Raw genomic sequence first — 12,422 nt, 5'->3', positions numbered from 1 at the left:
CGAACAGCCTAGACCACCGGGATGAGGGGTCCCTTTTCGACGCCGATCACCCCGCTACCGGGGTCCTTTTTCCACGCCGATCCACAGTCATCGGCATAGCGGACAGGGTAGAAGACCGTTCGACCGGCCTTTCGATCCTTGTCGCGCTTGATCGCCGCGAGCCTGATCCCATCGGATTTCAGCTCCGGGCTTTCGGGGCGGCGTACCCAATCCCGATACCGTTCCTCGATTACGCTCAGCGCAATGTTGGCCAGCAGCGGTGAGAGCACGCCACCTTGAGGCGTGCCGGTGTCGGTGGGGCTGTACGTGACATGCTCCAAGACCCCGGCCTTGAGGAACTGCACGACTAACCGGTTCACCTTGAGGTCCGCGACGCCGTGGCGCACGCGTTCCATCAGGGGATGATGTCCGATGTTGTCGAAGCAGGCCTCAATGTCGCCTTCGATTACCCATTGGTACGGCGCATTGTGTCGGTAGCCATCTGCCGCAGGCTTACCCCGCGACTGGATGGTCACACGGATATGTTCGAGACAGGCCTGACTGCCGCGTCCGGGCCGGAACCCGTATGAGACAGGCCAGAACCGGGCCTCGAAGATCGGCTCCAGAACTTGCTTGACCGCGCACTGCACCACGCGATCCTTGACCGTAGGGATACCGAGGGGTCGGAACTTCCCCGGTTTGCCCGGCTTTGGAATCCACTTCCTTCGTGCAGGAGACGGACGATATTCGCCCGCCCGGAGTTCCTCGCGGAGCTCATGAAGGAATCTGTCGACACCAACTCCGGCAGCAATTTTCTCTACGGTCGCCCCGTCGATCCCCGGAGTGCGCTTGCCGCGATTACCGGCAATCGTCCTCCAGGCCATGTACAAGTTGCGGGGATCGGTCACCCAATTCCACAAGTCGTAGTATGGTTCTTCGGGGTTTTCCCGACTCCACTGGTAAAGCTTTCTTTGAACGCCGAGGAGCCAAGCCTGTGGGGCTTGATTACCAGAGTCCACTGGTAGTTCCTCCGTCATGACAGCCCACCGACTTCCTGCCCGCCTTCGCCATGTGGACGGCTTTCCCGCCCTCGGACTACTACGCAGGCTCCGCCCCACCAGCGCCCATCCCCGGTCTCCGCGGATAGCCTGCTCCGAAGCAGGCGGACGATGATGGTTCCCGTGTTCCGACGATCAACCTTGGACCCGTAGGTGCAACGCTTAACCCCTTGCGGCTCGGGCGTGCGGACAAGAAAGGACGACCCGCACACGAATGCTCGACGAGCATTCACCAGTAGGCAGCACAACAAACCAACCGGTTCACACCGCGATCTCCCCACCCCGTCAGGTGATCGGGAGTTCAACTGTAAATAAAGAGGCTTCAGACACGTCATTCGCTTGTATCTCACCTTAGGTCCTGTGGTAGCCCGACCTGCGGCTGACGGGCCGCATCCGGTACATTTCAGGTCTCCTGCTCTGAGGCCGACCGCCGGAACGCGGCAAACCTTGGAGACCCCCTTCCGACCCGATTCCTTCCATCGGGTGGGGTGGCATCGCAGCCACCGGTCAATCGTCAGCAAGACGATCGAAAGGATTATGATGTTGTTCTACATACATATTTCCTTTCCGCGCCGTCACGGCGCTCGCACGCAGCAATTGCGCTTGCGCCAGACAAGATAGCCCATGTCCTCTCCACCCGCGGGGAAGGCACGACCGGCATCTGGAGGCATTGTTGAAGCCCCGATGGCGGAGCAGGCGAACCGCCCGCTGACCGTCGGGATCGGATTGACCATCTGGAAGCGATACTGCTGCTTGCGCATGATGGGCATGAGGTACTTCTTGCACAAACCTGCAGAGCCCATCGTTCCCCAGGCAAGCGCCTGGCGATGCATCTTGTAGGCGAAGCGCGAGAGCGCCAGTCGCGAGGACTGAACATGCCCTATCGAGGCAGGAATATTGCCGTTGAGCGGGTACATGCTGCCCTGACAGCCGGCGCACCAGAACAGCGGATCGAGCGGAAGGCCCACTGTTCCTGCGATGCAGTCACCAGCGCACGCCGCCTTGGCAATGGGATTGGCAAAGACGATCGCTTCAGGGTTGATAAGCGCGCTCAGCCCGTCATCCTGCCAGAGCGGATCGACTTCGGTCATATAGGCAATGTCGAAGGACGCCTGCTCGAAGCACAGGAAATCGGTCAGGATCTCCATCCAGTAGAGCAGCGGATAGACGTACCAATGGACATGCCATTTGGCCGTGCTTTGCGAACGTCCGCCGACCATTGAAGGCCCGGCGAGATACCCCTGGCCAATGTCGAAACCGGGTGAGAGGCGCACGCCACCCAGATTGGGGAAACACCAGGGCTTCATCGTCACATCGGCGAGGCGAACCGGCTCCCAGAAGCCTACCGATATGCCAATCCGGGGCAAAGGATCCGCGCACGCGCAAATGGGCGATGCCGGATTGCTCGTATCCGGCCGGCCGCTCGGCCAGATTTTCGCGCCGCCGATCGAAAGGGGAAACAGGCACGACCAGCAAACATCGGTAATGGGATTGACGAACTTCCCATTGCAGGTCGGTCCCGCCGCCTGCGCAGGGCTGGCCGCAAGCGCAAAGCCTATCGTCAGCAAGAGGCAGGCAGCAAACGAGCGAAGCCAATTCATTGTGGCTTTCCTTCGCGAGAAGCGATCAGAGCCCGGTCTGCCCGGTTCTTCCGCGACCAGTAGACCGCCGTATGCAGGACAACGGCGACGAGCAGAGCGCCTGCCAGCGGGACCGCCAGATGCGGCGCGGCAGCCTGTATCTCCTCGAGCGAGATCAGGGTGGCTGCGAGCGACAGGCACAACAGCTGCCAGACGAGGCGCATTCGACGCAGCCCCGATGTTTCGGGCGCGGCCATCGGCGTGCGAAGGAGCTCGAGCCAGAGCGGCATCAGTCAGCCTTTCCTGGACGCAGGACCACTTCGGAGACGTGCATGACGTTGCCGGCGCGCGTGACGACCGCGGGCGTATGTCTGATGCCGAACTTGCTTGTGAGCTTGCCGTCCTGGTCGAAATAGAAGCGGCGCTTGCGCGACCCCATCGCCTCGAAAGGCGATCCGTTCACGAAGATTATCTTCGCCTTGGCGTCGACATATTGCCGGGTTGCCCAGTCGAGCTGGCCAGGACTATCGCCATCGACGAAGACCAGATCCTGTCGGAGGACGACGAAGTCGAGCGGATTGATCTTCTGCCCAGCTGCAGCGATGAGATTGCCCTTCTGGTCACGGATATCCCGTTCGATCGTCACGGTAGGATCGAACTTCCACTGGCGTGGGCGCTCGGCCGCCGTGATGCCGGCCACCGGCGTCGGCCGCTTGACCTTGGCCTCGACCTTCTTGGCGAACATGGCGTTCACACGGTCGAGCTCGCCGCTTGCCTCTGCGCGGCGCAGGCGGGATTCGATCGTTGCCAGCAAGTCGGTCTCGATCACCGGGAAGGTCTGGCCCATCTGGCCGTAGTCGCGAGCCTGGCTGGCCCCGGAGCCGGTCAGAAGCAGGGCGCAGCCGAGGCAGCAAAGACCGGCGACCAGATCGATTGCACGTCTCATAGCACTGGCGTCCCAACCCCGATGATCTGCCGCCGGCAGACCAGCCCGATCTCCGCGTAGCGACTGTCAAACCCGTCCCTGTGGGGGGTGCCGGCATAGTAGCAACCCGCAGGGATGGCCCCCGTCACTCCGGGCGTCAGAGCCTCCCCGAGCTTCGTGACGGCCTTCATCCGGGCGACCTCGCGCCCGTTCACCTGCACGCGCGATCCGTCATGGGCGATGATATCGCCGGGCATTCCATAGATGATCTTGCCGAACATCTGCGGGCGGGCGCCGAAATGTCGTTTGATGAGCGCGGAATGAGGTGGATCGAAGAACACATACTCGCCGCGTTCAGGCAATGCCCCTCGCCGGATCAGAAAGGCCCAGTTGGGCAGTGAATGCGTGGCGTTGACCAGGAAGAGATGATGGGCGCGCCAATCGGCGATAGCCGTAAGGACAACGCTGCCCGTCACGAACACGCCCAGCAAAATCCACAGGTGCCCGGCCGAACGCCTTCCCCGTACCGGGCTTTCACTGGCCGTTGCCATCGCCCGGGCCTCCAAAGGTTGAGACCGATGCCGAAGGTCGCGACACGTTGGGCTGCGAGACCGCTCCCTGCGGTCCGTCCGGGAACGGCGCCGGCGGATCGAAATTCTCGGTCTGGCCGATCGCCGGATCGACCGCCGGGATCGCGTCGACAAGGCTGGCGGGGGGCAGTTGTTCCTGAAGGCGTTGCAACGTCTGGGGAGAGGCTGCTGCCGGCAACTTAATGCCCCCCGCATAGACCGCGCGGCGAAGCGTGTCAGTGATATCGGGGACGTTTTTCGTCAGGACCGCTTCGCCCACCAGGACCACCTCGCCAGCGGCGCTGCGCTTCTGGAGTTCACCGTCGAGCGTGGCCATGAACGCCTTCATTTCGGCTTCGACCTGCGCAGGAGGCGCCGCAGAGCGTGCCTGCGCCTGCACATATTCGCCCACAATGTTCGAGAGCCGCGCAGCCACGATGTGATCGCGTTCGGGCGTAAGCAGTCGCTTCGTAACCCACATCGACCAGACCAGCGCGCAGGCGAGCAGGACAATGGCAACGAGTTGTCCGCGCGAGAAACCCGCAAACAGAGCGCGCTTGCGACGCGCCCCACTCTGTCGGGGCAATGGCAGATCCAGCTCCGGCTGCTGCTCAACCATGATACGCCTCCATCTTGGGTAGTAGGGCGTGGCGACGAAGAACGATCACCGCCCCGGACAAAAGCAGGTGGGAGACAAGGACCACGGTCCGGAAGTTCGCGATCCGGTCCGGGTCCGCTGCGACATAGCGCGAAGCGAGATTGGCGAGCTGGTGCATGAGACCGTCGAACGAGAAGCCGCCGATCGCGAGGAAGAAGAGAATGAACAGCCCCCAGGTGAGGAGAAGCGTAGTCGCAATCAGCCCGCAGGCATGAAGCGCCGCAAACAGGACTGCGCCCAGCGCAGGCCGCTTGTCTTTCCGCGGGACGGTCCTTGGGAAAAATGGCTTCATCGGATTACTCCGCCGCCAGCGGAGCAGCGTCATCGACGAGCGATGTCCACCTCTCCGGATTGTCAGGGTAGGCAACGCGTTCGATGGCCTCATCCATGGCGAGCCCGCTCTCGACAAGCGCCTCGATCATCGCGAAGGTCTTGGGGCTTGAGGAGAACAGCGCGGCCGAGAAGGGATCGAGCACCAGCCGGCCCACCGCCAGGGTGTCAGGCCCCTTGATCATGATGTCGGAATATTCGAACCCGTTGCGCTTGAGGGAGCGCAGCAGCGCATCGGTATAGTCGTCCATTTCGAAGCGGTCGTGCTTCTTGAAGTCGGCGATCGTCTCCGGCTTCTGCTGGAGGATCACGAACCAGTCGCTGTTCTCCAGCGCGGCGATCGAGCCTTCCGACTTGTAATAGTCGTTGAGGGACTGAGTCGCGGTCACGAGCGAAGCGCCATATTTCCGGCAGGTGCGCGCGTAGGTCTCGATGAAATCGGCCATCGCCCCTCCCTTGAGCATCTGCCAGGCTTCATCGAGGAGCAGCGCCTTGGGTGTGGCTCGGTCCACCTTGCGCATCATCTGCTGGCTCATGAACATGATCGCGGTCAGGACCACGCTGCGCAGCTCCTCGCGCGACGAGAGATCCGACAGCTCGAAGACGGTGAGCTGGGCTTTCAGCTCGAAGGAAACTTCCCCCTGAAAGAAGCGGCCATAAGTGCCGCCACTGGAGAAAGGGCGCATCGCGATGCCGAGGTTGGCGGCCAGCTCATTGCCGGTGGCGTCGAGTGCAGCAATCACATCATCGATCGAGCCTGCCCGACGCTTCTTCTCCCACACGGCGTTGACCGCTCCGTCGATCAGCCCGCGCTCGGTATCGTTGAGCCTGTCGATATGACGCGACATCTGATTGATGATCGCCTTCAGCATCGCCATGCAGTCGAGCAGATAATCCTCATCCGCCTCGGCCTGCGCCTCATCGATCATCGAGAAAGGGTTGAGGCAGAAGCCCGAGCTCATGGTGAACTCGACAAAAGCTCCGCCTTGCAGCTTGGCCGAGTGCTCAAACGAACGACCATCGTCGATCACGACAACCTTTGAGCCTGCGCCGCATAAGGAGGCGCACAATTCCTGCAGCGCGACCGACTTGCCCGACCCTGACTTGCCGAACACCGCGACATTGTGATTTCCCGCCGAATTCTCGAAGGGCGACCAGAAGAAGGGTTGGCCGCGACGCCCGATCAACAAGAGATGCGGCGTCTGTCCGCCCAGATACTCACCCTGTATCGGAGCAAGATTGGCCGCCGTCGTACTGAGCATCGTGCGCATGCGCTTCATGCGATCGAGGTCGCGGGCCAGCCCGTTCGCCATCGTCATCGGCATGGCGCACAACAGCCCCATGATCTGGAGATAGCGATCGTCCAGCAGGTCCCAGCCCGCCGCACGATAGACAGATTTCAGAATGCGCTCATTCGCATCACCCTTCCCTTTGGGGGAGAATGCCGACACGCTGTAGAACAGCCGGATGAGCTTGCGTCCCTGGCGGATCTCGTCGTTGACGTGCTTCCACTCCTGGCTCTGATCGCGCAGCTGCGGCAGAAATCTGGCGGACTTGGAATCCGCCAGACTGGTGGTGCGCATGAACTTGTAGCCCGCTTTGCTGCTCGCGGCCTGCGGATCGGGAAACTCAAGGCACAGATTGGTGGCGACCGGGCAAGGCATGCGCAGCTTGTCAGTGAACATGTCGCCGATCAGGCGAGCGCAATCCCAGGGTGCCCAACGCTGCGGAAGGTTGCGCACCGAGAAGGACCTGACGTCGAAGACATCGGGATAGATCTCCCCGATCTCTGGAGCCCCGCCCAATGTGCGGCCGGTCGGGCGAAATCGCTCGGTGCGAAGCAGGATCCTGTCCGGATCGATTTTCATCTCGATGTCGCGTCGGACAGCCTGATCGGCGATCGGATCGAGCGGATTATAGCTCACCGCATCATCGCCGGGTGCGGTCGTCGGCGAGGTGATATCATCGATCCACGCGATGAGCGCTTCCGGGTCCATTTTTCGGGCCGAGACGTTGACCGAGGCCAGAGCCGAGATCAGCCCGTCCATGACGGTGACGATATCCTCGGTTGAGACGCTGGAATTCTCGGGCGTTGAATAGGAGATCGCCACCCGGTGGTTGCGAAGCGAAAATGGGGCATCCCTGGATAGGGAATCCCAGACACCCGCGGTCAGAAACTCGACACGATGTTTCGCCATGCGCTCGTAGACGCCGGCGGCCGAGTATCGTGGCAGATACCAACGCGACAGGCGTTCGCTGACCCTGGGGCTCATCCATTGGTGAAACTGGAGGCAGCCGGGCGCCGGGATCGCTTCGGAGAGGAACTGCGTCAGGATTTCGCCGGTGCGTTCGTCGGCGCCAACCAATGGCGCCGCCTCGATCACGAAGCCCCGCGACGCGCTATTGTAGAAAATCCCGGTCTTGGGATCATAGCTTCGGTAGGGCAGCCAATGCGCGAGCATCGGCACACCGAGCGATGGTCTTTGAGCATCGGGGTGCCTGGCATCGCCCATCAGGCTTGCAAGAAGCTGATCCAGGAAACCGCGTTTCTTGGCCATCAGTCATGCTCCGGAACGGTCGCGGGGAAGCTTTCCGCCTTCACGCTCGCGCCTGTGACAGCGCCGCTCGCTGCGGCACGGGCTGTGCTCTCGATTGTCCCTGTGCTGCGCTGGTAGGGCTCGCTTGCCTTGATCTGGTCGGTCGCGGCACGGCCAGCCTCGGCCTTTTCGGCGGACACCGGCTTCTGCACTGCGTTCGAGCCGATAGAGCCGGCCGCTCGTTCTGGTTGCGCGGTCCCATCTTGCTTGGTGATCCCGACCGTTTTCGAGACGGCCTGAGGCGATGTGGGGCGTGGTCGATCGGCGTGCAGGCGCTGCGCGACATCGGCCTTTATTCCGTCGATCGGATTGGCGACCCTCGCGCGAGCCGCAGCTACGGCTGCAGGATCAGGCAAGATCGCGCCGACTGGGGCGGCATCATCTCGCGCAAGCGCGTCGCTGATGGATTCGCCGCCGGCTCCCGTAGCAGCAAGTCCTGTCGGCGGAAGTATGGCCGCGTCCTGACGGGCCTGCTCCTGCCATTCGCCCTGTTGGACGACGGCATGGATCGCGCTTGCCTCGTGGAGGCGGCCGCGCTCATCGACATAGGGCTGGAAGACGATGCGAAGCACCTTTTCGGACGTTCGGGGCGCCCCGACGGGGGAGACACCCGCGTTGGAGGTCGCCAATGCGGTGCGACTGATCTGGCGGGCCGAGACATTGCCCGCCGGTGCCGCATCGGCCCCGGCCGGAATGAAGCGGTCCCCCTCCTCGCCGGAGATCATCGCCAAAGCGCGATCGTCGATAGCGGAGGCCGGTGCGCACACCCCGTCGGGGGCGGGGCAGGAGAAACTACCCGCAATGTTTCCCCCAAGGCTCGCGCAGCCGCCAAGGGCGAAGAACGCGAGGAGCGTGGGGGCGCTGCCGGCACGCCGCCGGATTGGTTTCCCAATCATGGGCGTGCCGCCTTGAGCCAGGTTTCGAGAAATGCGCGTGGACGATAGCCTTCCAGCATCGCGCCATCGCTGCGTACAATGACCGGCGTGCCTGAAAGCCCGTGCTTTCGGGCAAAGCTCTCATTGGCATCGAGCCCGGAAGTGTCGCATTTTGCAGAACTGCCGCTCAGCGGTTCGCCCGAATAGGCCGCATGAAGAGCTTCCTCGCGGTTCTTTGCGCAATAGACCCGGTCCGCCAGATCCCGGCTGCCGAGCACGGATATGGGCCGCTCGACGACACGCACGTTCATCGAGCGCAGGACATTGCTCAAGGCGCGGCAATAGGAGCACCTGAAGTCGCTGAAGACTGTGACAGTGGGCCCTGCCGGATTGCCCCATATGATCGCTCCATCCTTCGGCAGGCTGGCGAGCGGCAATGTCGAGGGGCGGGCGGGAAGCGCCACTTTTGTGGCTGCCGCTCCCCGCCCCAGGCTCGCCAGTTCCTCCTCCTCGCGACCCGAGGGGCTCCCGGCGGCGTTCGCCGTAGCAGCGCCGCCAACCAACATGTCGGGGTTGATTTCGAGCAGGCGCGCGGCGGTCAGATCCTGCCGTGTCTCCATGTCATAGACGCGGCCGATGACCAGGTAGCGGGCCCCTTGATCGACATAGAAGAGATTGGCCCCCGCGGTCACTTCGCAAAGCCCGGTCAGCTTTTCGCAGTCGACCTTGGTCAGTTCCGTCTTGGGAAGGCGGGCCTTCAGGAGGCTCTCGACCTTCGCGCCTGGGCGTACGAGGTTCTGCGCAACCGCAACGCCGGCGGCGCCAATGACCGAGCACAGGGCGATTGCGGAAGCCGGTGCGATCCAGGATCGCGAAAGGCCCGTGGGAACACGCGCACGCAGCCACTTAATTGCGGACATAAACCCCCTCCAGGAACACGATTTCCACATCGATGCCGGTGGGCATCTCGATCACCGGCTGATATTGCTCGGCGCGCTCGATCAGATATTTCGAGACCATGTCGCCGGTCTGGGCCGCGCCTTCGCCAAAGCCGCCTTCAAGGAGTTCGCCGGCGGAAAGTTTGTCGCGCTTGCCGTTGGTGATGGTCGTACCTTGAAAAACCGAATTGGCGTTGGCGGAGAAGCCTCGCCCAAAGCCACCGAAGAGGCCTGCGATAAAGGCCTGGGTGACGAGGCCGCCCTCGCGCGACACGACCCGGCCGCGAACGCCGGTCTTGCCGCCAAAGGCCAGGAATCCCTTGACCTCCGACACCGCGTACCGGCCTCCGGGCTGGGGGCAGGTCATCTTCTGCAGCTTGACGTAGACTTTCTCGCTGGAAAGGTCCCCGCGTGCCGCGCCATTGACGAGGCAGCCCTGGATCTTCGTGGTCAGCAGCTTGCCGTTCTGAAGAACCGACCGTGCCGGACCCGTTATGCGCAGCACGACCGGCAGCGGGTCGCTCTGGCTGTTGACCCCGGCGCTGGCATCGACGCCGACAATGACCTTGGCTGAGGCGAAGCTGTTGGGCGGAAGGTAGTTGGGGCTGTCGGTGTAAACCGTGTTGCCCTTTGAAATCTTGGAAGCAGTGCTGGTATCCGCAGTCGTGAAATTGACGAGTTTCACCTCGCTGCCATAGCCCGCCGAGGGCGCAGTCTGGCCCGAACCCGGTTCGTCCGGACGCTGATAGGCCTGTGGTCCGCGCGGACCATAGAGCGCTGCCGGACCAGGGGCCGGCGCCGGCGGAGCGGCCGCGCGTTCGTTGATCTGGCGACGCAATTGCTCATTTTCCGCCTGATAGGCGGAGACAACTCTCTGCCCATCCGAGCGCATCGCCATGTTCTGGCCTTTGAGCGCTTCAACCTGTGCGGTGAGCGCATCCATGCGATCCCGCTGCCCATTCACGGCCTTGAGCTGGTTCTCGGTCGCCTGAAAGCGGTTTTCGGAAAGGGCCATCCACTCCTGTTGGGAGAGATTGCGGTTGACCATGTCCTTGGTCGAGACCGCGACCTCGGCTGCCTTATCGCTATCGAGCTTGTCGGCGCTGTCGCTGCCCGAAAAGATCCAGAATGAGGAAGCGAGCAGACCGACGCCTGCGACCCCGGCCAGCAACATGCGCTGCTTTCGCCGAACAGCCTCGTTTCCGGATAGCTCGTCGGCGATGGGCGAAACACCCTCTCCTTCCTCCTGGTCCAGAGGCCGGCGATCGCGTTTGAAGATGTCGGAAAGAGCCATGGCTTACCTCTGGTTTGATGATACGAGGTAGGCGGTCGTGACCTTCCCCGGCGCGAGCTTGGGTTCGGCGATCGACACGGCGAGCGCGCTGGTTGGCGCAACGGTGCGCTCTGTGAGTTCGACCGGGTCGCTGCCCGCATTCTCTATGCGCAGGACCCGCCCGATCAGATCAGTGCCGCGATACTCCGCGATCATCTGGACCTTGAGATTGCCGACAAAGACCGGACGGAATGACCGCTGCCGCATCTCGAAGCCCTCGACGGTGCCGTTCGTGTACATCGCACGGACCAGTTCGATGGCGGCATCCTGAGGGCCACTCGCTGCGCTTGCCGGCATGGTCTCCGCGACCTGGGCCCTGGCAATGGCCGGGTTGGAAACGAATATCTGAGCGGCCTGGTCGCCGCCGATCCGGCAAACGAACTTGTAGACGTAGCCCCGCTTGCTGGTTCCAAAGAAAGAGAGCGCAGAGCGCGAAAACCCGTTGGGGACAGACAGGTAGATGTCCCCCCTCACCGGTTCGTTGACGACCGAGAAATCGTCAATCGGATTGCCCGTCGAGATCTTGGAGACGCTCGCGAACTCGTCCTCGATCAGACTGATCCGCGTAAGGTCCTTTGCGGACGCCTGGCAGTCGACCTGAGCGCTATCGCCGGCCATGATGGTCTGGTCGGCCCATGCGGGAGTGGCAAGCGACATCAGCGACACGCCAAGCACCAGACCGCCAATGCTGCGGCTCACCATGCAATTGACCCGCGACGCCAGAAGGGTGCCGATGGCCGCGCCACCGGCCGCATAGACGATGATCATGAGGGGCGTCCCTTTTCGCTTGAGACCATTCCGAAACCGACGAGCCGAAGCGAAACACCCGAATATTCCCAGTCATACTGGAAGGTCCGCCGCTCCTTCGAGATCACCTTGTCGCCCACGATCGTGTGAAGCTCCCCGGTGACCCGAGACCGCAGATTGCGGGGATCGAGCTCCATTTTCTGGATCGTGAAAAACTGGGCGATGGACGAGCCGCGCTGCTCATCGAGTATCTTGAGGAGCTCGGTCTTGAGCTTACCGTGCGAGCGTGGCGAAGCGATCGCGAGCACTGACTCCATCCAGTATTCCAGGTTACTGGGTGAGCGGTCGAGCGTGAGGACCACGACATCCCGCGTGATCAGTTCGAGATATTCGCGGCTCACCCCGGCGCTTGAGATGGTGAGCGGTGACCGAAGCACCGGCTGCAATACGACCTCCCGGTCGCGCGAAAAGCCGATCAGCAGGAGGATCGCGGCCAGAACGGCCAGTGCGGATGCCGCGAGCAGCAGCAGGTTGCGCTGCTTGAGGAGGCGCTGGTTCTGCGCGTGGCTATAAGCGACTTCCATGTCAGCCTGCCATCAGCCGGAGATATGAGGGTGGCGTGGCCCGCATGCCGGTGAAACCGGCTGGCAAATGCCAATAAGCCAGATGAAGCAACCACGACGCCGTGCGCCCTGCTTTCGCCTTTCTAAGACCCCACCAGCCCGCAACCGCGAGTATCAACCCGATGAGGATATGCTGAAACACTGGACTTGTAACGGTTTTGTGCCGGTCACCTATCTCATTATGCCACCTTGGCTTCGAACGCGAGCGGG

13 protein-coding genes and 1 pseudogene are annotated in these 12,422 nt (G+C 62.5%); all 14 read right to left on the bottom strand.

What is annotated here, in order from left to right; translation table 11 throughout:
• Positions 1-8 precede the first annotated feature (8 nt).
• Positions 9-998 (bottom strand): reverse transcriptase domain-containing protein, encoded by a 990-nt coding sequence (locus tag BGP17_RS03260; RefSeq protein WP_286710982.1) that lies wholly within the window; start codon positions 996-998, stop codon positions 9-11.
• A gap of 614 nt (positions 999-1,612) precedes the next feature.
• On the bottom strand, positions 1,613-2,638 hold the full coding sequence (gene traU / locus BGP17_RS03255; RefSeq protein ID WP_286710981.1) for a conjugal transfer pilus assembly protein TraU: 1,026 nt from the start codon (positions 2,636-2,638) through the stop codon (positions 1,613-1,615).
• A complete protein-coding gene (locus tag BGP17_RS03250) occupies positions 2,635-2,907 on the bottom strand; it encodes a hypothetical protein (protein ID WP_026109445.1) in 273 nt (90 codons plus the stop codon). The genes traU and BGP17_RS03250 overlap by 4 nt, the downstream gene beginning before the upstream one ends.
• A complete protein-coding gene (gene traW / locus BGP17_RS03245; protein ID WP_017502433.1) occupies positions 2,907-3,563 on the bottom strand; it encodes a type-F conjugative transfer system protein TraW in 657 nt (218 codons plus the stop codon). Before traW ends, BGP17_RS03250 begins: the two co-directional genes overlap by 1 nt.
• Entirely contained in the window at positions 3,560-4,093 is a 534-nt protein-coding gene (locus tag BGP17_RS03240) for a S26 family signal peptidase (RefSeq protein ID WP_026109446.1), read from the bottom strand. Before BGP17_RS03240 ends, traW begins: the two co-directional genes overlap by 4 nt.
• Entirely contained in the window at positions 4,077-4,730 is a 654-nt protein-coding gene (locus BGP17_RS03235) for a type-F conjugative transfer system protein TrbI (protein ID WP_017502435.1), read from the bottom strand. The genes BGP17_RS03240 and BGP17_RS03235 overlap by 17 nt, the downstream gene beginning before the upstream one ends.
• The gene (locus tag BGP17_RS03230; RefSeq protein ID WP_017502436.1) at positions 4,723-5,061 is read right to left on the bottom strand and encodes a hypothetical protein; all 339 of its coding nucleotides are present in this window, start codon (positions 5,059-5,061) and stop codon (positions 4,723-4,725) included. Before BGP17_RS03230 ends, BGP17_RS03235 begins: the two co-directional genes overlap by 8 nt.
• 4 nt (positions 5,062-5,065) lie before the next feature.
• On the bottom strand, positions 5,066-7,657 hold the full coding sequence (traC, locus tag BGP17_RS03225) for a type IV secretion system protein TraC (protein ID WP_017502437.1): 2,592 nt from the start codon (positions 7,655-7,657) through the stop codon (positions 5,066-5,068).
• Positions 7,657-8,421: a TraV family lipoprotein gene (locus BGP17_RS03220; RefSeq protein ID WP_234415799.1), complete on the bottom strand. Its 765-nt coding sequence runs from the start codon at positions 8,419-8,421 to the stop codon at positions 7,657-7,659. Before BGP17_RS03220 ends, traC begins: the two co-directional genes overlap by 1 nt.
• Before the next feature lie 167 nt (positions 8,422-8,588).
• Positions 8,589-9,491, bottom strand: a complete 903-nt coding sequence (locus BGP17_RS03215; RefSeq protein WP_017502439.1) for a DsbC family protein — start codon at positions 9,489-9,491, stop codon at positions 8,589-8,591.
• Positions 9,478-10,803 (bottom strand): TraB/VirB10 family protein, encoded by a 1,326-nt coding sequence (locus BGP17_RS03210; protein ID WP_017502440.1) that lies wholly within the window; start codon positions 10,801-10,803, stop codon positions 9,478-9,480. The genes BGP17_RS03215 and BGP17_RS03210 overlap by 14 nt, the downstream gene beginning before the upstream one ends.
• 3 nt (positions 10,804-10,806) lie before the next feature.
• A complete protein-coding gene (locus BGP17_RS03205) occupies positions 10,807-11,610 on the bottom strand; it encodes a type-F conjugative transfer system secretin TraK (protein ID WP_017502441.1) in 804 nt (267 codons plus the stop codon).
• Positions 11,607-12,173 (bottom strand): type IV conjugative transfer system protein TraE, encoded by a 567-nt coding sequence (locus BGP17_RS03200; protein ID WP_017502442.1) that lies wholly within the window; start codon positions 12,171-12,173, stop codon positions 11,607-11,609. Before BGP17_RS03200 ends, BGP17_RS03205 begins: the two co-directional genes overlap by 4 nt.
• Position 12,174: 1 nt before the next feature.
• A pseudogene (gene traL, locus BGP17_RS03195) lies at positions 12,175-12,348 on the bottom strand (type IV conjugative transfer system protein TraL); the annotation flags it as partial.
• Between the last annotated feature and the right edge of the window lie 74 nt (positions 12,349-12,422).

The sequence above is a fragment of the Sphingomonas sp. 67-41 genome (assembly GCF_001899725.1).
GTDB classification, from domain to species: Bacteria; Pseudomonadota; Alphaproteobacteria; order Sphingomonadales; family Sphingomonadaceae; genus Sphingomonas; species Sphingomonas leidyi.
Note: the sequence above shows the minus strand (reverse complement) of the source record. Positions and strands in the feature narration are given on the sequence as shown.